This is a genomic window from Schaalia dentiphila ATCC 17982, from assembly GCF_000154225.1.
Taxonomy (GTDB): domain Bacteria; phylum Actinomycetota; class Actinomycetes; order Actinomycetales; family Actinomycetaceae; genus Pauljensenia; species Pauljensenia dentiphila.
Map to the genome: position 1 here is coordinate 221,718 of NZ_DS264586.1, position 21,145 is coordinate 242,862.

Annotated in this window: 14 protein-coding genes; 2 read left to right on the top strand and 12 right to left on the bottom strand. The window is 65.4% G+C overall.

Going from position 1 to position 21,145, the window contains the following annotated elements:
* Positions 1 to 277 precede the first annotated feature (277 nt).
* The 4 genes from ACTODO_RS00940 to ACTODO_RS00955 form a co-directional block, all read right to left on the bottom strand.
* Positions 278 to 1,066: a WecB/TagA/CpsF family glycosyltransferase gene (locus ACTODO_RS00940; RefSeq protein WP_431312117.1), complete on the bottom strand. Its 789-nt coding sequence runs from the start codon at positions 1,064 to 1,066 to the stop codon at positions 278 to 280.
* A 5-nt stretch (positions 1,067 to 1,071) separates the two neighbouring features.
* A complete protein-coding gene (locus ACTODO_RS10920; RefSeq protein WP_003790343.1) occupies positions 1,072 to 4,542 on the bottom strand; it encodes a fibrinogen-like YCDxxxxGGGW domain-containing protein in 3,471 nt (1,156 codons plus the stop codon).
* Positions 4,543 to 4,767: 225 nt separating this feature from the next.
* Positions 4,768 to 8,220, bottom strand: coding sequence for a fibrinogen-like YCDxxxxGGGW domain-containing protein (locus ACTODO_RS00950; RefSeq protein WP_003790345.1), 3,453 nt, complete (start codon positions 8,218 to 8,220; stop codon positions 4,768 to 4,770).
* Positions 8,221 to 8,336: 116 nt separating this feature from the next.
* Positions 8,337 to 9,824, bottom strand: a complete 1,488-nt coding sequence (locus tag ACTODO_RS00955) for a flippase (protein WP_003790348.1) — start codon at positions 9,822 to 9,824, stop codon at positions 8,337 to 8,339.
* A 59-nt stretch (positions 9,825 to 9,883) separates the two neighbouring features.
* On the opposite strand from ACTODO_RS00955, the gene ACTODO_RS00960 reads away from it, so the two are divergent.
* Positions 9,884 to 10,537 carry a hypothetical protein gene (locus ACTODO_RS00960; RefSeq protein ID WP_034511757.1) on the top strand — a complete coding sequence of 218 codons (654 nt, stop codon included), beginning with the start codon at positions 9,884 to 9,886 and terminating at the stop codon, positions 10,535 to 10,537.
* On the opposite strand, the gene ACTODO_RS00965 is transcribed toward ACTODO_RS00960, so the two are convergent.
* From ACTODO_RS00965 to purU, 7 genes are all read right to left on the bottom strand, one after another.
* Positions 10,458 to 11,975: an O-antigen ligase family protein gene (locus ACTODO_RS00965; protein ID WP_034511759.1), complete on the bottom strand. Its 1,518-nt coding sequence runs from the start codon at positions 11,973 to 11,975 to the stop codon at positions 10,458 to 10,460. The two genes, ACTODO_RS00960 and ACTODO_RS00965, sit on opposite strands and share 80 nt — an antisense overlap.
* Positions 11,972 to 13,315, bottom strand: coding sequence for a glycosyltransferase family 2 protein (locus ACTODO_RS00970; RefSeq protein ID WP_003790354.1), 1,344 nt, complete (start codon positions 13,313 to 13,315; stop codon positions 11,972 to 11,974). Before ACTODO_RS00970 ends, ACTODO_RS00965 begins: the two co-directional genes overlap by 4 nt.
* On the bottom strand, positions 13,312 to 14,604 hold the full coding sequence (locus ACTODO_RS00975) for a YveK family protein (protein WP_003790356.1): 1,293 nt from the start codon (positions 14,602 to 14,604) through the stop codon (positions 13,312 to 13,314). Before ACTODO_RS00975 ends, ACTODO_RS00970 begins: the two co-directional genes overlap by 4 nt.
* On the bottom strand, positions 14,601 to 15,509 hold the full coding sequence (locus tag ACTODO_RS00980) for a glycosyltransferase family 2 protein (protein ID WP_003790358.1): 909 nt from the start codon (positions 15,507 to 15,509) through the stop codon (positions 14,601 to 14,603). The genes ACTODO_RS00975 and ACTODO_RS00980 overlap by 4 nt, the downstream gene beginning before the upstream one ends.
* Positions 15,502 to 16,308, bottom strand: coding sequence for a CDP-alcohol phosphatidyltransferase family protein (locus tag ACTODO_RS00985; protein ID WP_003790361.1), 807 nt, complete (start codon positions 16,306 to 16,308; stop codon positions 15,502 to 15,504). Before ACTODO_RS00985 ends, ACTODO_RS00980 begins: the two co-directional genes overlap by 8 nt.
* Positions 16,305 to 16,802: an FAD synthase family protein gene (locus tag ACTODO_RS00990; RefSeq protein ID WP_003790362.1), complete on the bottom strand. Its 498-nt coding sequence runs from the start codon at positions 16,800 to 16,802 to the stop codon at positions 16,305 to 16,307. The genes ACTODO_RS00985 and ACTODO_RS00990 overlap by 4 nt, the downstream gene beginning before the upstream one ends.
* 270 nt (positions 16,803 to 17,072) lie before the next feature.
* Positions 17,073 to 17,927, bottom strand: coding sequence for a formyltetrahydrofolate deformylase (gene purU / locus ACTODO_RS00995; protein WP_034511763.1), 855 nt, complete (start codon positions 17,925 to 17,927; stop codon positions 17,073 to 17,075).
* A 520-nt stretch (positions 17,928 to 18,447) separates the two neighbouring features.
* On the opposite strand from purU, the gene ACTODO_RS01000 reads away from it, so the two are divergent.
* Complete coding sequence (locus tag ACTODO_RS01000; RefSeq protein ID WP_003790366.1) at positions 18,448 to 18,954, top strand: GNAT family N-acetyltransferase; 507 nt, start codon at positions 18,448 to 18,450, stop codon at positions 18,952 to 18,954.
* Positions 18,955 to 19,990: 1,036 nt separating this feature from the next.
* Here the strand turns inward: ACTODO_RS01000 and ACTODO_RS01005 are convergent.
* On the bottom strand, positions 19,991 to 20,980 hold the full coding sequence (locus ACTODO_RS01005; protein WP_003790368.1) for a malate dehydrogenase: 990 nt from the start codon (positions 20,978 to 20,980) through the stop codon (positions 19,991 to 19,993).
* Positions 20,981 to 21,145 lie beyond the last annotated feature (165 nt).

The following is a 21,145-nucleotide window of genomic DNA, read 5'->3' on the forward strand; positions in this document are numbered from 1 at the left end:
ATCTGGATAGGTTGGAGCGATCTGGATAGGAAAATAACCTATCCAGAACTGCCGTTCCTATCCAGAACAACCCGTTGCAGTCGCCTGAAGCGCACGTCGCCAGATACGGGGGGGCTGACCACACTAGGCGCACACAATGCCAGATGACAGCAGGTAGAAACAACAGCCCCTACGCGCCAGCAGCCTTCACGACCCACCAGTGGGCAGCGCCAGCCTATTCGGCAACGTGGAGGAGGCCGGACCCCTGCGGGTCCGGCCTCCTCCACAACGACTAGCGTCAACCTCGGTCAGCGAACGTCACGCCACCGACCAGTCCGAGATCGTCGAAGCTACCCATTGCCTCGAGCCGCGAGATGAGCTCGGGCGCGTGAGCGACGAAGTCGAGGGCTTCGACGGTGTAGCGCTTGATGAGCCGCTTGGGCTCGTGCGCGATGCGCCAGGCCCACCCGAGGCGGGCGGCGTGCACCCAGGTCGGGAAATAGTCGTCGGCAGCGCGCGCGTACTGGTCGATCCAACCGCCCGCAGTGCACACGGATACCTCGGGCAGGAGGTCGAGAACGAACGACGCGACGACCTCCTGGAGGCCGGCCCCCAGGCCGACGATCACGAGGCGCGGATCGAAGGCAGTGAGCACCGAAGGATCGGCCTTCAGCCGACGAAGCCCCTCATACCCGTCAATGACCTGTACATCGAAGCGATGCAGGCGCTCGGCTGCGGCCTGACCGGCCTCGGGCACAGCCCCGATGAGGGTAATGCGGGTGCCATCCTCAAGGCGTTCGAAGACGTGCGGCAGGACGAGGTCCGCAGAGGTGCGGGCGACCTCGTGGCCTGCTGCGCGCAGACGCATCTGCAGGAGGGTCCCATCGAAGCCGACGGTGTGCATGCGGGCAAGCGCACGGAAGTCGGCATGCAGGAGGGACCAGTGGTTGAGCCACGTGGTCGTGTGCCCTCGAGTGAGCACGCGCTGTGCCATCGCGTCGAACGCGGGATCGGTCGCGGGGGCGCCGACCGCGCCGGCGGCTTCGGGTTCAGCCTCGCCGCCGGCGGGAGTTGACGTCGCGGTCATGGAGATCACCTCACCAGGCTTGCCTTGAGATCGAAGGTTACGGATGCCGCATTCGCGTAGTTGGCGTGCGTTTCAACCGCGACACGGTTGACGCCGTCCCTGAGCACCTTGCGAGGCACCGCGATGCGCACAATGTTGTTCTTCGCCGTAGCGAGGCCCACGTTGGAGGAGGCTCGCGTACTGGCGTCGATCGTGCCTTCGGGCATGTTCACGCGCTTGATTTCGGTGCCGTTGATGTAGATGACTGCACCATCGTCAACGCGGACGTTGAGAATGACCTCGAAGTCAGCGCTGAGGGTACCGAAGTTGACGTCACGCACGAAGTAGTTCGTGATGGCTCGGTCCGCTGCCGGCAGCGTGAAGGGCGTACCGGCGTCACGGTCACCCCAGCCAAGCGGGCTGGCGCCGTGCTTCCACGAGGACAGGTCGGCGGTGGAGTTCCACGCCGGGTCCGGAGTTTCCTTGGAGTTCCAGTAGTTCCAGTACATGCCGGGGTACAGGAAGTTACCGAGGTTCATCGCGGAGACATCGAGCACCTCGAGGGGCTTGTCCGGGTCGGGCGTGAGCGGAAGGTCCGGCTGCGGCTGGGGCGCCGGCTCCGGATCGGGCTCGGGCTCGGGTTCCGGAGTAGGCTCGTCGCCCTTGGTGACGACCTTGACCATACCGTCGATGGTCATCGACGAGCTGGAGCGGTAGTTCAGGTGCGTTTCGACGGCCAGCGTGTTCGTACCGGCGACCAGCTTGTCCGCGGGGACGAATACCAGCTGTCGGTCGGCGCGCGCGGCGGGCGTCGAGACGGACGCGTTCGCGAAGGTCGAGGCGTCAACCGTTCCATCGTCCATACGCTGGCGGGCTACTTCGTTGCCGTTGACGTACACCACGGCTCCGTCGTCGGCCGTCACGGCAACGTTCACGCCGACGATGGCGGTCGGGTCAGCGACCGTGAAGTTGATGCGCGCGTAGGTGGTGACAGGGCGGTTCTTGGCCGCGCCCGGGGTCAGTGTCGTGTTGATTCCAGGGCCACCGTAGCCGATCGGCGAGGCACCGCGACTCCAGGCGGAGTCGTCGAACGAGGTCTGGGCCCAGTTCTCGGCGACCGGATCGGTCGACCAGTGGTACGCCCAGGCGTCATCCTCGTCGACGAGCAGCGTGGCACCGTCGGGCTGGGCGGGTTTGCCGTTGGAGTCGACCGTGTAGACGTGGGTCGAGGCACCGCGCAGGCCGTCGGAGGCCACCGCGCGCACGAAGAAGCGATTCTTGCCGCCCAAGGGAACGGTCACGGAGTTCGAGGTCGTGGTGGCGATCGGACGATCGTCACGCAGGATGTCGTAGGAGACGGCACCGGGCACGGAGGACCACTTGAGCGTGACTTCCTTGGAGTTGCCGTCGGAGGCGCGCAGGTTCGCGGGAACCGCGGGGGCGGTGGCATTGCGGGCGGGCATGCGCACAAAGCCACCGGACCACTGGCCCGAGGTCAGCGACGTGTAGGAGTAGTTGAAATCGCCGCCGGCCCACAGGGCACCGTCGTCAGCCATTTCGAGGGCCCACGCGCCGCTGGAGCGCAGGGAGCCGAGGCGGTAGGGGGTCCAACCGAGCTGGCGGCCCGTGGCCTCGTCCCAGCCGCCGACCCACTGAATCTCGTCGGCTCGCGTCCACGTGGTGCCCAGCGTCAGGTACTGGTAGGCATCCTGGAAGGCGTAGTCGGAGCAGTGGCACGACGCGTAGACGACGCCAGTGGCGGACCGGGTGCTGGCTTGAAGGTCACCGCCGTTGTACATGGTGATGGAGCCCGAGGTGCGCGTCATCGTGTCGGAGTTGTAGCCGAAGAGCGAGTGCTGCGAGCCACCGAAGTAGACGCGGCCGTTGGCGGCCGTCACGGTCTGCTGGTACTTGCCGATCAGGTAGGAGTGACGGAAGGTCCAGGACTGGTCGAGTTCGGCGCCGGCTGCCGTGGACAGGCGGCCAGCGTTTTCGACGACGCGGTCGTGGGCTCGGGTGAAGTAGCCGGCCGCGTAGTAGTAGGCCTCGTTCTCGTCGACGTCGATATCGATGACGGAGCCGTTGAACTCGGGGTTCCACGAGCGGTCGGGCTTGCCATTGATGTCGAGGCGGGCGCCGTTACGGGCGTAGGTCCACGACGCGCCGTTGCCCTGGAAGTGCGTGAAGATACCGCCCAGATAGATGTGTTCGTTGATGATCTTGATGGACTTGACCGAGACACGGCCACCGTTGGTGCCGGTGCGCGCCTGCAGGGTCCACGACGGGTCGATCTGGCCGGTCGCAGGGTCGATCAGAACGGTGCCAACGTGGGTCTCACCGTTGACCTTTGTGAAGTCGCCGGCCACGAGAAGCTTGCCGTTGGGCAACTCAACGAGGTCCTTGACCTGGTTGTTGAAGGAGAACGTCTGACCGTTCCACTCCCCCGTCGTCGCATCGAAGCCGGCGAGACCACTGGAGGCGATCTCCTGGCCGTTCTTGCCTTTCTTCACGCCGGTGAAGTTACCGCCCACGTACATCGTCGAGCCGATCTGCTCGAAGGCCTGAACCTGGATGTTACCTTCCTGGACGGAACCGTTGAGGTTGCCGGCCACGCCCCAAGACATCGGGGACGCGAACTCGGAAGCGGTAGCCTTCTGCATCTTGGCGGGCGTCCCACCGTCACCGATGGCGCGGAAGCTGGCGTCCGTGGAGCGCAGCTGCGGGCGCACGTAGGCCTCGGCGTAGGGGTTGATGATCGAGCCGTTGCGGTGGAAGTATGACGTCGAGGAGGACGTGTCGTACCAGGAGGTGGCGAGGGGGCCGTAGCCCCAGCCGAGCGTGTACTTGTTCTGCGCGGAGGCGACGAGGTTGACGTAGCCCCAGGAGGTGTTGGTACCGAAGCCTGCCCACACAATGCCGCCCTGGACCCACCATTCGTGGTTGAACTTCACATCCACCGGGTGAGCGCTCTTGAACGGCCAGATGAAGTCACGCATCTTCGGGAAGCGCATGCGCACGGTCTGGTAGGCGGTGCCCGTGTGGTTCGAGGCACGCTGGACCATGAGGCCGTCCTCAAGGTCGGAGACAGAGGTGCCGCCGAGTAGCCCATTGACCGTCTGGTGTGAGGCCTGCACGACTTCGAAGTCACCGGCGGTACGCGGACGGGTCTTGAGCTTCTCCTGGTCGCCCTGTCCCTGGCTCCACGTCTCCCAGCCTTCACGGCCACGACCGATGAGAACCCAGCCGCCGCCGTCAGTGGTCTGATCGCAGAAGAACTGGCCGGGCGCGTCCATGGTGGAGGTCTGCAGCCAGTACGTTCCGTTCTGGGAACGCGGGTCGTTCTGCTTGATTTCCCAGCACGAGGCCGCGGCCGTGGCCGCGCTCAGGCCATCGTGGAGCGGGTCGGTGGCGGCGTGGGCAGCCGGGGAAAACGCCAGCACGCTCAGGCTGGTCACTGATGCCAGTCCGAGCGCCAAGCAACGGCGCATGAAACTCATGGGGTCCTCACAGGTATCGTGTAAATGGTTACTTCTATAGTGTCACGATAATTGCCACCGCTCAACCACTTGGTTAGGACCAGGTGGGAGCCGTTTACCACATATAAGTCAACCCCCGCCAAATAGGTGGGGGTTGACTTGTCAGCACGATTCACGAGCTGGAATGAACGGTTCTCTCTGGCTCATGCCTCACACAAACGCGGGCGAAGAAGAACGATTCTTCCCTTATTTCACAAGAGTCGCGTTCAGATCGAAGGTCATCGAGGGCGAGCCCTTGTAGTTGAGGTGCTCCTCAACACCGATGCGATTCACGCCGCTCGTCAAGAGGCTGGCGGGGATGGTGACCTCGAGCAGATCGGAGGCTGCCTTGGCGGCGCTCACGGCCGAGTTCGCGTAGGTGGTGTGAGTAATGTTGCCATCGGACATACGTTTCGTGTCGATGATCTTGCCATTGACTCGCAGGACGACGCCGTCATCCGCACGCACCTTGACGGTCAGCGTGGTGTTCGGGGTGATCGGGCCCAGGTCGATGTCGCGCGCGAAGTAGTACGTGATCGCACGATCCTTCTTGGCAATATCGAGGGCGGTTACCACGGCGGAGTCTCCCCAGCCGATCGGGCCGGAGCCACGGTTCCAGCGCTGGAGGGAGCCGGTCGTGGCCCAGTCGGAGGCGGGAGCATCCGTCAAGGTCCAGTAGTTCCACTCGTCCCCAGTGTGGATGACTGTGCCGGACTTGACGGAGGCCGCGTTGATCGGCTGCGTCGCGTCGGTCGGCTCGGTGCTGGGCCCGGAGGGAACGGAGCTGTTGTCGTCCGGGGTGCCTTCCACGCGGAAGATGGAGGCCTGCATGGCCACGGTCGCGGTGCGCATGTAGTTGACGTGCGTTTCCACGGCGATGACGTTGTCACCGGTCTTCAGGGCCGACGCGGGCACGAAGATCTCGGAGGGCGATGCAGAGGCCGCAGCGAAGTTGGGAGCGGCGTCGGCACGGGTCGTGTAGCTCACCGTGCCAGCACCCATGCGGGTGCGGTCCACCTCAACGCCGTTGATGTAGACGACGGCGCCATCGTCGGCCAGGTACTTGACGTTAACACCCTTGAGGCCCTTCGCGTCGGCGACCCGGAAGTGCGTGCGGTAGTAGGTCGTCACGGGGCGCGAGCCCTTGGCGGCAATCTGGGTCGCGATCGCGGAATCGCCGTAGCCCAGGGGGGCTGCGCCGGTCGGCCACGCGGAGTCGTCGAACGAGGCCTGGGCCCAGTTCTCGGGGGCAGCGCTGGCGTCAGAGCGATACTTCCACGTCGCACCGGCCTCGAGGAGGACCGGGTTGGAGGCGTCCACCTGGCCGGGGGCCGGGGCGGTGTAGACCGCGGTGGTTGCGGAGCGGTTGCCCTCGGCGTCAACGGCGCGCACGAAGTAGCGGTTCTCGCCGCCGCGCGGCACCTCGACGGTGGTGGTCTCGGAGGTGGCGATCGGCCGATCGTCGCGCAGGATCTCGTAGGACACGGCGTCGGCGATGCCTTTCCAGGCGAGGGTCACGGTGGAATCGTTGGACGCGGAGGAGCGCAGGTAGGAGGGCGCCTCGGGCGCGACGTTGTCGCGGCTATCGTAGCGGGCAAAGCCGCCGTTCCACTGGGTACGCGTGGCATCGGTGTGGGAGAGGGTGAAGTCGCCGCCCACCCACAGATTGCCGTAGTTATCGGTCGTCAGCGCCCAGGCGCCGGTCTTGCGGCGCGAGGAGAGCTCGAAGGGAGTCCACTTCAGGTTCTCGCCGGTGGCTGCGTCCCACGCGCCGACCCACTTGATCTCGTCGACACGCGACCAACTGGAGTCCATCTGCCACAAGTACATGTCCTGGTAGGAGGCATCGGAGCAGTGGCAAGACGCATAGATGATGCCCTTCGAGGACACGGTACTGGCCTGCAGATCGCCACCCCTACTGAAGGTCACGGAGCCGGAAACACGCTTGTTGGAGCCGGCGTCGTAGCCGAAGAGCGAATGCTCGGATCCGCCGATGTACACGCGGTTGCCGGCCGTCGTGATGGTCTGCTGGTACTTGCCTGCGGTGGTCGTCGAGGGCTCGAACACGAAGGAGGTGTCCTGGGCGGCGCCGGGCTGAGTGGAGAACTTGGCGGCGTACCAGGCACGCTCGGTGCCGTGAGCCTTGGTGAAGTGGCCGCCGGCGTAGAAGGAGCTGTTGGCTTCGGAGACGCCCACAGCCTGGACCGAGCCGTTAATCTCGGGGTTCCACGAGCGGTCGGGGCGCGAGGAGAGGTCAACACGTCCGGCGTTTCGGGCGTAAACCTTGGAGCGACCACCACCGCTGAGATGCGTGAAGGATCCACCAATGTAGACGTTGCCATCGTAGTAGGCGAGCGAACGCACGCTCACAGCACCACCACGAAGAGCATTCGAGACCTGCAGGTTCCACGACGAGTCGACCTCGCCGGTCGACGGATCGATGACGGCGGTTCCGACATGAGTTTGTCCGTTGACCTGCGTGAAGTCACCACCGACGAGGAGTCGGCCGTCGGGCAAGGCGAGGAGCGTCTTGACCTGGCCGTTGAAGTTGAAGGTCTGGCCGGTGAAGTCGCCCGTCGCCACATCGAAGGCGGCGAGGCCGCGCGAGGAGATCTCGGTGCCCTTGTCGCCCTGCTTGACGCCGGTGAAGTTACCTCCGACGTACATGGTGGAGCCGACCTGGGCGAAGGCCTGGACCTGGATGTTCCCCTCGGCATAGGAGCCATTGATGTTTCCGGTCACGCCCCACGAGGTCTTGGCTGCGTACTGCGAGACGGCGCGAGTGACGGTGCTGGCCGGAAGTCCCTCATCGGAGATGCGGGAGAACGACGCGCCCTCGGAGCTCAGGCGTGGACGCATGTAAGCCTCCGCGTAGGGGAACACTGTCTGACCAGACTTGCGCAAAAAGGAGCCACGGGAGGTGACGTCGCCACCCCAACTGGCGGCCACGGGGCCATAGCCCCAGCCGATCTGCCAGCCGGTACGGGCAGACGGGTAGACCTGCAGGGCGTTCCAGCCCTGATCGTAGCCGGAGGTGTTCCACATGATGTCGCTGACTGGGCCGCGCTTGTCCATCGAGATACTGATGGGATGTGCCATCTTGAAAGGCCACACGAAGTCGGTCATCTTCTGGAAGCGGATATCCAACGACTGGTAGGAATGTCCGGAGGGGCTCGACGAACGCATGACGCGCATACCGTCGGCCTGATCCTTAACCGGCACGTTATTGAGCAACTGATTCACGGTGTCATTGGAGAGCTGAACGACGTCGAAAGCGCTCGCGTCACGCCCACGGGTGGTCAGCTTCGCGGGATCTCCCTTGCCGCCACTCCAGGCCTCCCAGCCTTCACGGCCGCGGCCGATCATGACCCAGCCGCCACCATCTGTCGTCTGGTCACAAAAGAACTGAGCGGGGTGATCCATCGCGGGAGTCTGGAGCCAGTAGGCACCGTCCGCTGCCTCAGGATTCCGCTGCTTAATGTCCCAGCACGACGCGGCGGCAGTCGCGGCGCTCGAACCGTCGTGAACGATAGCCTGACCGGGTGCAGAATCTCCCTGACCTGTGCCAACAGCGTGAGCCATCGGAGCGAGCGCGAGGGAAGCGCAGGCGACAATCGGCGCAGTTGCAAGGATTGCAAGGCGCGAAATCACAGAAGCCATGACACGACCTTTCGGAGGGAACAGAAACTTGTTGCATAAATAATTACACAACAATCCCCGCTCAATCAACCGAATGGTCACGTCAGACTTTCACAGGTGCACCACACATCCCATTCCTACCCCCTGCGACGCCTCGCTAGGGACCCAAGTCCCGACAGGTGCAGACGATCCCTCAACACCCAGCAAACACAAGCGAAAACCAGGACCGAGAGTGCCGATCCGACAATGGTCGCAACGAAAGCGTCGCGCCCCATCCACCACGCTATACACCCGCCCGGAATCACCGCAGACACGCCCACAACAAGGATCGGCTTGACCACTTCCGACAATTTCGGTGTCACACCGATAAACCGTGAGACCTGAATGGTCGCCATGGCCGCGTCAAGCACCATGCACACAGCCCACACGATCGCCGCGGCGACCATTCCTCCACGCGGAATAAAGATGACGTTACCCACAACGTTGAGCGTAAGGACCACGATCTTGTTGACCGCCGCCCACCCGGAGCGTCCACTCATGATGAGCAGCGAGTGAATGTTTCCCGCCATGAAAGTCACGATGGAGCCGATGCACAGGACCACGAGGACGTTCGCGCCGGGAGCGAAGCCGTCACCGAGGATGCGCATGAGCGCGGGCGCGTAGATCGCCATGAGGGCGTAGATGGGGGCCGCGAACAGGACGAGCCAGATCGAGGCCGTGCTGTAGAGGTCGCGCAGCTCCTTCGTCTTACCCTGGTGCAGGAGTTTTGAGAACTGCGGGGAGACGACGACCCGCAAAGCCGTGTCGACGACCATGCCCGCCTGAATGAAGCGAATGGCGCCACCGTAGATGCCCGAGGCCGCATCACCCGCCAGGAGACCGACGAGGAGGACATCGAGCCACTGCAGCGCCTGCTCGAGACCAGCGGTGAGGGTGCGAGGAAGCGCGAAGGACACGACCTGACGACGCCGCTGAGCGGTCGGCCAGCGACCCACCGAGTCGGCCACCGAGGGCATGTGTCGCAGCAGCAGCCACCACGCGGCAACGAGGACGACGACGAAGGGCAGCGCCCAGGCGACAGACACGAAGGCCAGCGACCCGGTGAACGCGGCCGCGAGCGCAACGAGGAGGGGGCGCAGGCCGGGCAGCAGCAGGTTCTGAATGAGGACGTACTCGCGCATGTTGCCGAGCGCCCGCAGGGCGGCGGATGCGACCAGGGTGAGGGCACCGATCGGTACGAACCACAGGACGGCCCGGGTGGACGCCGCAACCTCGGCGTTCCAGATCAGGGGAGCCACGGCCTCGAGAATGAGGACGCACACGGTGGACACGCCCACCGTCATGGAGGCCATGAAGGACAGGGTCGCGCGGATCTCCTCGGGCGCATCCAAAGATAGGCGCGGCATCAGGTAGATGGCGGTGGAGTCGAGGCCCACCTTGGCCAGGGCCATGACGATCGCGAAGACGCCGGTTGCCTGGGTGACGATACCCGCGCCCTCGGCACCCAGCATGCGCGACAGGATGATCGTGAACGCGAAGCCCAGGACCGCGGAGGCCGCCGCTCCAACGAAGCCGACGATGCCCCCACGCGCGAGGGAACGCCTGGCTTGATTTGCCTCACTCATGATCAACCTTCCCGCTACCGCGCGGTAGCCTTTTTCTATAACCTACCGATGGGATACACATGGACTTCATCAACTCGCTCTCCCCTGCCCGCAAGAAGAGCCTGCTGGCAGCCGCGATTCTCCTCATCATTGCGCTCGTCATCGCCGGCTTCCTGCGCCTGACGGGCTCCTCCGAGACAGATATGGCCGCCTCCGCGGCGTCCAGCGCGCAGAGCGCCGAAGAGGACCCGCAGTCCGACATCCCACAGTCCGTCGCGAAGACCATCACCCCGCAGTCGGGGGGGCCCGCGAACGAATCCGGTTCACTGGCCACGGACGCCGAGGCCACCGGACAGGCCACCTTCGTCATGAACACCCTATGGGACGCGTACACGGATCCCAAGCAGGCTCGTGCGACCGACCTGTCCTCCGTGCTCACCGCCTCGGCGCTGGAGGAGTTCGACGCGCAGGCTCTCGAGTGGACGAGGGACGGCACCCGCACCACCGGCTCACCCACCCTCGAGGACGTGCACATCCTCAGCGATGACGGTGCCGGAAACGTCACGGTCTCGGCGTGCGTCGACTCGTCCAACGTTCGTGTCCTCAACGACGCGGGAACTGCGCTGACGGACGACACGACCATGACCCGCGCCCTCACCTATTTTCTGTTTGTGAAGGACGGCGGCGCGTGGAAGCTGTCCGGCTTCTCGTTCCCCGACGACCCGACTTGTTGAGTCGAGCAAGCATGTGAGTGGCAAAAGCCCCGTCGTTCGCGGCGGGGCTTGTCCATTGCCCCATGCGCACCGCGCGCTCGGCGCGGACTGTCCCGGCGACGCTACCGGCGTTCGCGCGGCCGTCACGCTCGGCCTCGGCGCGCTTGATCGGATCACTCTCCTCCTCGAGGTGACGCGACAGGAGCGCCACCGCGACGACGGAGATCATGAGGCCGGTGTTCATGCCGTAGTAGAACTGCTCCACCAGGGTCGCCAGGATGATGCCGCCCAGGATCGAGCCGTACACGTCCGTGGCTCGCCAGATGCGCGGGAACATGCGCAGGAAGAAGGCGAGGAACAGCGCCAGGCCGACCAGGCCGTAGGAGAAGATGACCGTCCAGAACTGGCCCTGCGTGCCCAGGGAGGGCAGCCACGGCGAGGCTGAGGGACGCGGGGCGCCGAAGCCCAGGAGCGGGGACTGCTGGAGCTCGTAGAGCGTCTCGACGTAGTTGGAGGCGCGGTCTTCCGTCGAGGAGGAGGCCGCGACGCGCTCAAGGAGCGACTGGGAGGCCGGCGTGGCGAGCCACGCGATCACACCCACGACGATGGCCGCGACGATACCCAGGACGGTACGCCAAGCTCCCGCGCGCAGGCGCTGGAAACCCACCCACACGACGATGACGATGAGGCCGATGTACATGCCGCGGTTGAGCGTTGCGGCTGCCGGGATGACCGACAGAGCGCACACGGCCGCCACGATGAAACGCCACTTGGAGCGCTCGCGCCACAGCACGTAGGCGAAAACGAGCGCGAGCGGGAAGATCAGCGAGTAGACGTTGCCGTAGGTGTTGGAGTAGATGAAGGGGGCCGACGGACGCGGGTCGGAGAGGATCCACGACGACGGGGTCCACTGGGTGGTCGCGCGCTTCGTGAACTCTTTGACGAAGTCGTTGGAGTGCAGGGCTCGCGGCACCAGGTAGTACATGAGAGTCGTGAAGCGCAGCGTCGGCGCCGCCATGGCGATGAAGCCGCCGATCGTGGTCGATGCCAGGAAGCCCCACATCGTGCCTACGATCGTGCGCACGCTGAGGGACTTGCGTGCGTTGAAGGCGTAGACCGCGAAGATGCCAGGCGAGATATGCAGCAGGAAGCGGTAGAACGCGCCGATGACGCGCCCGCCCGTGTCGAGCATGGTCATCGAGGCCAGCACCCACGCCAGGAAGAATACCCACAGGATGGATCCGGGCGGGAAACGCAGGCCGTGTCGGCCGATCATGAACACGAGCATGATCGACGCGAACAGCGGCCACATCAGGTCACCGGAGCCGAGAACCCACCACAGGAAGTACGCCGAATAGGCCACAACGAAGGGCCACGCAGGCAGATCTTGCGCGTCCTCTCGCAACGGCCCAACTTGGGCGGGGGCGGGTTTGGCCCAGAGTCCTCGGCGTGGGCTCACGCGTTACCGTTCCCTTCGCCGGTCGCCTCCGTCGCGGATGAGGCCTGGGCCTCCTCAGCGCTGCTCGGTGCGGTCACGCTATCCTGCGCGGGGGCCCGCTCGGCCTGGCGCGGGGCGCCGAGCTTGTTGCGCGTGCGCGACGACAGGTAGAGGAAGGGGCCCTCGAGGAAGCCCTTGATCTCGGACTTGGTCAGCGAGCCGGGCACGTCCTCGTCGGTACCGGCGACGCGAGCGCCACCGGGCTTGACGCGATTGAGGACGCCAGGCACACGAGTCGCCAGCGTACCGAGTACGGAGGGCTTGGCGATGATCGCCTTCGTCAGGAGCGCCGCCATACCCGAGCCATTGCCGCGGATCTGCTTATCCAGGCCGGCCTCGTCGACGCGGTGACGGTGGTGCACGAGAGCGTCGGGCGTGTGGATGATGACGTCGCCCGTGGCCAGGATCCGCGCGAACATGTCAAGGTCCTCACCGCCGCGCGTCGAGGTGCCGGCGCCCAGCGCCGGATCGAAGGGGCCGACCTCCATGAGGACGTCGCGACGCATGGCCATGCACACGCCTGCGCCCACCCGGGCCGTCGTGATCGGGAACAGCGGGCCGCCGTCACCCTTTTCACCCAGGACCTCCAGGCCCTCGGGGATATCACCGACGCACCACACGCGCGGGGACATGTCCTTGGGGAAGCCGCCGCGCGACTCGAACCACCGCTGGGGCGCGTAGCGCTGCTCCAGGGGCAGCGCGATACCTGTCGTCGCAGCCACGTACGGCGAGGCCGTGAACGGGTCGATCATGGCGGTCAGCCAGTGCGGGTCGACGATCGCGTCGTCGTCCGTGAAGACAATGACTTCGCCGCGAGCAGCCAGTACGCCGCGGTTGCGGGCGCGAGACAGGCCGGGACGAGACGCAGAGACGATGCTCAGGCGCGTATCGTCGATGCCCGCGAGCTTCTCGCGCGTCAGGCCCGTGTGTGGCGCGTTATCCACCACGACGAGCGTGAAACGCTGGTGATCCTGCGCGAGGATGGCGCACACCGCGTCTTCGAGCATGTCGCACGAGCCGACCGTGCACATGACGACGGTCGCGTCCACGTCGGCGCCAGCGCCCTCTTCCCAGCCGCGCGCAGGGGCCGGTTCGACCTCGAGCACACGCGGATCGGTCTCCGGATGGTCCGTGCCCTCGATGTCGACGAACGCCGAGTTACGGCCGTTGTCGCGCACGAGCACGAGCGCTCGCGGATCCGATGGGTCGCCCGAAATCAGCTGGGAGACGCGCGCAGTGCGGTCAACGTGCCAGATGGAGGCGGCCTTGTGGTCGGCTGCGGTGGTCTCCTCGGCACTCATTTCTTGCCCTTCTCCGAGGAAGTCTCTTCCGTGGCTTCTTCCTCAGCCTCGGGTTCGATGACCTCAGCCGACTGAGCGGGAGTAGTCGGAGCGGAGGCGGGCGCGGCCACCTGGTCACCCAGGTAAATCAAGCCGTTCACCTCGCGGTTGATGATCGCCAGCTCATCGAGGAGGGCGTGCAGCGCCTTCAGGTCGTGGCCCTTGCGCACGGCGACGAGGACGTGGCGCGAGGGGCGCACCTCGTCGAGGAGGGAGGCAAGGGGCTGGTTGATGTCGATGAGGCGCGGCGCGGGCACGCGGGTCTCGGCCAGCGAGGCGGACAGGACGCGGTGCAGGTCGCGGGCCTGCGGATCGGACGCATCGACGATCAGGTCAACCCAGTGATCGCGGTCGATCGCCATCGCGAGCATGCGGGTGGGGGCGAGCCACGGCTCGGGGGCGCCCTCCTCGGCACTCCACACGGGCAGCGCCGTCAGGTCGGCAAGCTGCGTGGGCGAGGCCAGGGAGCGCGAGCGGGTCTCACGGATGAGGACCAGGACCAGGCCGGCGAAGAGGCCGACCACGGTCGTGATGAGAATCAGGCGGAATTTCGAGGGCGAGACCTCGTCGCTCGAGGCCGCGGCCGGGGTGATGACGCGGCCAGCGGTGGCGTGGTAGGGGGCGAGCTGCTCGGCATCCTTCGCGAGCTTGGTCAGCTCGGTGCGGATCTCGGCGGCGCGCGGGTTGTCCTTCGTGTTGCCGTCCTCGTCGGTCAGGGGCTGGAGGGAGGCGAGCTCGGTCTCGAGGGCCTCGATCTGCTCGTTGATGCCGGCTGCCATCTCGTCGGCGCGCTGCTCGACGAGGGCGGTGCGCTCAGTCAGGTAGGCGTTGGCGATCGCGTCGGCGGCATCGACGGCCTGCTGGCGCGTGGGAGCCACGTACTCGATCTTGACGATCGTGCCGTTCGTGTCGCCCGACACCTCCATGTTGGAACGAAGCTCCTCGGCAGTGACACCATTGCCAAGGCGCGCAGCCACGACATCGAGGACGGCGGCGGACTTCGCAATGCCCTGCTCGGTCACCATGTCCGTCGTGTTCGACAGGGAGGCGCGCACGGCGGGAGCCGGGGTGATCGACGGAGACGTCACGGTCATCGACACGGTCGCCGAGTGCGACGCGGGGACACCAAAGGCGGCTGCGACACCTACGACCAGGCCGGCCACGGTCCCCGCAACGATCGAGGTCCAGCGGCGTGCCAGCGCGTGACGAAGGATCTGCTGGCCGCCCGTGGGCGGAGGGGTCAGGATCATGACTGTTCTCCTTGGAGGTGAGAGCGCACCCACGCGGCGCGCGCATTGAGCCGGCGCTCGAGAGCGCGGCGAGACGATGCGGGTCGAGACGCGACCCCCTGAGTGTAGACCTGAACGAAGCGGTCGAGCTCACGCTCGGCCTCGTCGCGAGGAAGCGAAACGAGCGAGACCAGGCGCGGCAGCTCCTGGCCCGTCAGAGACACCGAAAGGTCAGCGAAGGCCTGCGCCTGCTCGGGATTCTTCCACGAATCCGAGCGCCACGAGGCGTTTCCGGTGACCTGTCCCGGGTGGATGCGGTACAGCAGACCCCAGGGCGCGATGCGGCGGATTCGACCGCCCGCGGACGCCACGCGCATCCACAGGTCGTAGTCCTCGGCGGGAACGCTACGGTAGCCGCCGACGCGGTCCATGATCTCGCGGGTGGCGAGCATGGTCGGGTGGCACACGGGGTTGGTGAGCAGCAGGTGCCAGCCCATGTCCTCGGGCGTGATCTCGTAGGGCATACGGAGCACCGGGCGGGAACCGCGCAGCTCAATCATCTGCGTGAAGACCATGTCGTCGCCGCGCTCGATGGCGCGCATCGTGCGCTTGAAGCGGCCCTTGAGGGACACGTCGTCGGCGTCCATACGACCCACGAGGCGCGAGTCGGTGCGCTCCATGAGCTGAGTGAGAACACGAGAGACACCGCCCTCGCCCGGGGTGATGTCCTCAATGCGCAGGCGAGGATCGACCACTCCCCCACGCGACGCGCCACGGATCGCCTCGCCGACAGTCGAATCAGACGACGAGTCGTTGCCGACGACCAGCTCGGCGTCGCGCGGCATGGCCGCCAGCGTCGAGGCCACGGCGCGCGTGATCGTGCCCGCCGCGTTACGCGCAGGCAGCAGGACGGACAGCTCAGGCACGGGGCTCCCCCTGCGTGGCGGCCTGCTTGGCGGCCTGCTTGGCGGCCTCCTTAGCGGCCGCGTCCAGGGCGCGCAGGTCGCGGAAACGACGGCGCAGCGAAATCGAGGAATGCGCAACCGCGATGACTGCGAGGAACGTGTAGAGCACCATGAAAGGCACGCCGAAGCCCCACAGCACGAAGGACCAGCACAGCACTCCCGGGTCGGTGGGCAGCAGCACGAAGGAACGCAGGTTCCCGCCGCGCGTCTGCTTACGGCCCGCCGCGCGCACGAACTGCTCGGCGAGGATCTGGCTCATGAACTGGCCCGACGTCACCCATCCGTAAACGAGCGCGACGACGGCCAGCCACCACGACTCAGGGCGGTAGATCATAACCGCAGCGGCGGTACAGAAGTGGATCGCCGGAGAGCGGAACGCGTCGGCGACGTGGTCCACCCACTCGCCCGTCTTCGACGAAGCGCCCGTGACGCGCGAGACCTGGCCGTCCGCGGAGTCGAACATGAAGCCAACCGCGAGGGCCGTGCCCACGATGAGGCCCGTCCACCACGTGGGTTCGAGCGTGACGAGGACGATGAGGCCCAGCGTCGAGAAGCACACGGAAACGAAACTGACGAAGTTCGGCGTCCAGCCGAAGGCCGCGCAGGCGGCGGCCACGACGCGCGCAGCGCCGCGGTTCACCCAGCGCATGTACGCGGGAACACCCGCGCCCGGCTTCTGCGCGGCAGCCAGCGCGGAGCGGTAAGCACTAAAGCGAGTCCCCCACGAGGAACCCGGCTCAAGCACGACGGGCAGGCTCACTGCGCTTCCCCTTCCGCCGCCTGGTCGCTGTGCTTCGCCGGGGCCTCGTCAGAGAAGTCCTCGGGCGCAATGAAACGGCGCAGCTTCGTCGACGACGTCGACGGCGTGTACGGGAGGTAGACGACGCGCGCGCCGACCTCAGCCATCTCGGCCTCGAGCGCGGCGCCCTTCGGAGTGTCCTTCCAGTCGTCACCCTTGAAGAGGACGTCGAAAGGTTGGAGACGCCACGCGAGGCGCTTGTCCTGGTCCAGGTCGACGACAACCGCATCCACAAAACGCAGCGACGACACGAGGTCGCAGCGCTCCTTGAGCGGAATGACGGGGGCGCGGCCCTTCATGCGGATGAGGGCCTCGTCCGAGGTCACGCCGACGACGAGGCGATCGCAGCGCTCACGCGCGGCGCGCAGGATATTGAGGTGTCCCTGGTGGAACATGTCAAAACCCCCGGGCACGTAGCCGGTGATGGGGGTGCGTTGCTGAGTCGTTTCGTCCACGTAACAAGTGTGCCATTTATCAGGCGGTCAATGCGACACTTACCCACTAAATGCCCGAAAGATCACGTCTGAACCTTGCCCACCAAGTGACAAGACGGTCCGCGCAAGCGCGTCATATCGCGTAAATGTGACCGCATGGCCGCACACACCCTTGTTAGAGGTTGCGACACGCCAGCCGGGCGTCACGAGGCCAACGCGCCGGTCGGGCGGTCAGGCTCAGTGTGCGCGCGGACCGCGCCCCGGCCTCGTCTTGACTCCCTCGGGAGGGCGTCAGCGCGAGAAGACGACCGTTCGGTTGCCATTCATGAGGACGCGACGCTCCGCGTGGAAGCGGACGGCCTGGGCGAGGACGCGGCGCTCCACGTCCTGGCCGAGGGCCACCATGTCCGGCGTCGAGTCGGCGTGGGAGACGCGGGTGACGTCCTGCTCGATGATCGGACCCTCATCGAGGTCGGCGGTCACGTAATGAGCGGTCGCGCCGATGAGCTTCACACCGCGCTCGTGGGCCTGCGCGTATGGGCGCGCACCCTTGAAGGAGGGCAGGAAGGAGTGGTGAATGTTGATGACGCGGCCCTGCATGGCGCGGCAGACCTCGTCGGAGAGGATCTGCATGTAGCGCGCCAGGACGACGAGCTCAACGTTTTCGGTGGCGATCAGGTCGAGGAGCTGGCGCTCCGCCTGGGCCTTCGTGTCCTTCGTGACGGGGATATTGAGGAAGGGGACGCCATAGAACTGGGCAACGGGCGCCAGGTCCGGGTGATTGCCAACGACCGCGATGACGTCGATAGGCATGCCCTGCGTCTGCTGGCGGTACAGCAGGTCAGTGAGGCAGTGGCCCTCGCGGGAGACCATGATGATGGTGCGCAGCTTGCGGCCCAGGTCGTCGACGCGGTAGGTGGCGGCGAATTCCTCGGCGACGCGAGCCAGGCCCTCATCGATGGGCGCGCGCCCCTTCGGGGAGTCGACCTCGACGCGCATGAAGAAGGTACCCGTGTCGGAGTCGCCGAACTGCTGGGACTGGATGACGTTGCCCCCGGACCCACCAATCACGCCGGTCACGGCGTGCACGATACCGGGGCGGTCCGGGCAGGACAGGGTCACAACAAGCTGCGCGTTTTCAGTCATGGGAGCCAGTCTAGCCAGGTTCATACCCACGAACGAGGCCGGGGCACCGTTTGCGGGAGACGCCACGGACGGGCGGGTACAGCGTTGCTGCTGCGAGCATTGCAGCCACAGTCGGAGAGCTGTGTCCCTATGACCTCGCGACACATCCGGTGATGCGGCGCTTAACGCGCACCATCTTCACTCGTCGATCGCATCTGTGTCACGAGGGAGATGAGTGATGCCCCTTTAGGAATCACTGGGCGTCACACCCACCGACTGGCTCCACCTGTGCCACGCCACCAAAGACTCTGTGCGTGTCACCGCACACACTCTGGATCACCCCGATGATTGAGGGCCTTATCCCCTCTTCGCGCACGTTAACCCCTTGATACGCACACTAACCCCTTGATGCGCACGCTAACCCTTTAGGTGACAGCCTGGGCGCGCTGCCACCACTACTACCAATCGGGTTACCACTCCGCCCATAGGGCCCAGGCCACCACCTATCGGAGGGGCCACGAACACCTCCTATCATTGGGGGATGCAGATTCGACTCGCGTCCCGCTCAGACATCGCCTTCATCGAAGGTGCCTATGAGCACGCTCGCGCGTTCATGCGGGAGAATGGGAACGCAACCCAGTGGCCTGACTGCTACCCAGGGCGGATCGATGCGGAGGCAGACATCGCGAGCGAGCACTGTTTCCTCATCACCGACGAGGATGGACCTCTCGCCGTCTTCACCTTCACGCCAGGTCCGGACGAGACGTACGCCGAGATTGACGGCGCGTGGCGTTCTGATGCCGATTATCACGTGATTCACCGTGTGGCGGCGGTGCGCGGACGCGGTGTTGCTCGGACGATCTTCAGCTTCGCAGCTGAGCACGCTGACTACCTGCGTTGCGACACCCACAAGGACAACGCTCCGATGCGGCGCGCGCTCGAGTCCTTCGGATTCCGCGAGTGCGGCACGATCACTGTCGCCAACGGTACGCAGCGCGTTGCCTATGACTGGATCAAGGACAGCTCTACCGGCGCAGCAGCCAACTAGTTCCACCTCCTCGACCACACTGAGCTACCGAACAATGTCGCACGTAATTCCTATACACCACAAATTTGCAATACCCCAGAAAGCGCGGAATTTCAACGTTCTGATTTCAAATTCTGAAGGACTCTGAATAGAATTACGTGCGAAATTTTGAGAGCTGCACCCGTTATGGAGCATTACACCCGATCAGTGGGCATTACACCCGATCAGAACGGGTGCATCGTCACTGATGAGGTGCACGACCCGATCAGCAACAAGCTCTGTCGCGGAGGCGCGCCACTGGCAGCTTCAATACCGATGCGGGCACACCGCTCCCTACCATTTCACCGGCCCAAGATCGCCCACTTGAGCAACAACCGCCCATCCAATGCTGACTGATCGCCGAGCAACAATGACGGTGTACGTGTCGATCCACCAAAGTGCAGACCCATTGAGCAAAATCAGCCGAAAATCGGGGAATTTTGGCGAATGGGACTGCGGTTTGGCGGGTGAACCCACCGGGCACCACTACACACGTGCCCTTCGCCCCACGCATCCCACCTCCGGTAACCAGAATGACCACACTCAAGCTTGTTCCTCAGTGGGGTTACACCAATTAGCGGAGTATTACACCAGCTCGGAGCTAGTGCAATACTCCCTAACTGGTGCAGGGCTGCCCGGCAGGGCTCGGCTGCAATCTCATTGGAGCAGCAATGGGGCAGGCCGCGCCGCGCGTGGGCTTGTTGCAAAGTGACATTGCAGTACTGAGCTCAGCATTCCACTAGGTAATAGGTAGTGCATTGCTGCTACATCTAATGAATTGCTCCATGATGCGCGTTGCCGCACGTCACCGAGGCGCCACGACCGCGCAACACTCGCGGACGAACCCCGCAACAACACCTCAGACCCCACAAAGACTACAACAACCCCGAACGCACACGGTCACACGCAGCCCCCGCGGCCACAACCCCCAACAACACACCCCCATACATGCGGGCGCGCGCCCGGCCAATCAGCCGGGCGCGCGCCCTTCCCACCAACCGCCGCGAGGGCGGTCGCCTCACTTGATGAAGCCGAGCTCCTTGACGGCGTCGTACTCTTCCTGGAGGGCCTTGATGTTGTGGTCGATTCCGGCGCGGGTCGCGTCGGAGATCTCGAGGCCGTCGACGACCTGCCACTCGCCACCATCGGAGGTGACGGGGAAGCCGAAGTTCAGGCCGGCGGGGACGCCGTAGTGCGTGCCGTCGGACATGACACCGGCGGTGACCCACTCGCCCTCGGGGGTACCGTGGATCCAGGAGTACATGTGGTCGATCGCGGCGTTCGCAGCGGAGGCGGCCGAGGAGGCGCCACGCGCCTCGATGATGGCGGCGCCACGCTTGGCGACGGTGGGACGGTAGTAGCTGGACAGCCACTCTTCGTCCACGAGCTCGATCGCGGGCTTGCCGGCAACGGTCGCGAAGGAGACGTCCGGGTACTGGTCGGCCGAGTGGTTACCCCACACGACGACGTCCTTGATGTCGGCATTTGCGGCGCCGGTCTTGTGGGCGAGCTGCGCGACCGCACGGTTGTGGTCGAGGCGCATCATCGCGGTGAAGCGCGACGCGGGGACGTCCGGCGCAGCGTTCTGGGCGATGGTGGCGTTGGTGTTCGCGGGGTTGCCCACGACGAGGACGCGCACATCGTCGGCGGCGCCGTCGTTGATGGCCTTGCCCTGGGGGCCGAAGATGCCCGCGTTGGCCTCGAGGAGGTCGGCGCGCTCCATGCCGGCGCGGCGCGGCATGGCGCCCACCAGGTACGCGACGTTGGTGCCCTGGAACGCGCGGTTCACGTCGTCGAAGATCTCAACGCCGGCCAGGGTCGGGAACGCACAGTCGTCGAGTTCCATCGCGGTGCCCTCGGCTGCCTTCACGGCCTGCGGGATCTCCAGCAGGTGCAGCTTGACGGGCACGTCCGGGCCGAACAGCTGGCCGGAAGCAATGCGGAACAGGAGGGCGTAGCCGATGTTGCCGGCTGCGCCCGTGACGGTGACGATACGAGGTTCTGCCATGATGTGGCGCTCCTTTACAGTTCCTGTGGGCGTGTGCCCTTCAGTCGCGGTGTTCCCCGCGCTCTGTCCTCTAGGATACGTCGTCCGTCACAGTGGAACCCGGGCATCCAGTCCCAGGAGACTCCACCCCGACAGTGATCTACAACATATCCAATGTGTGGGGCG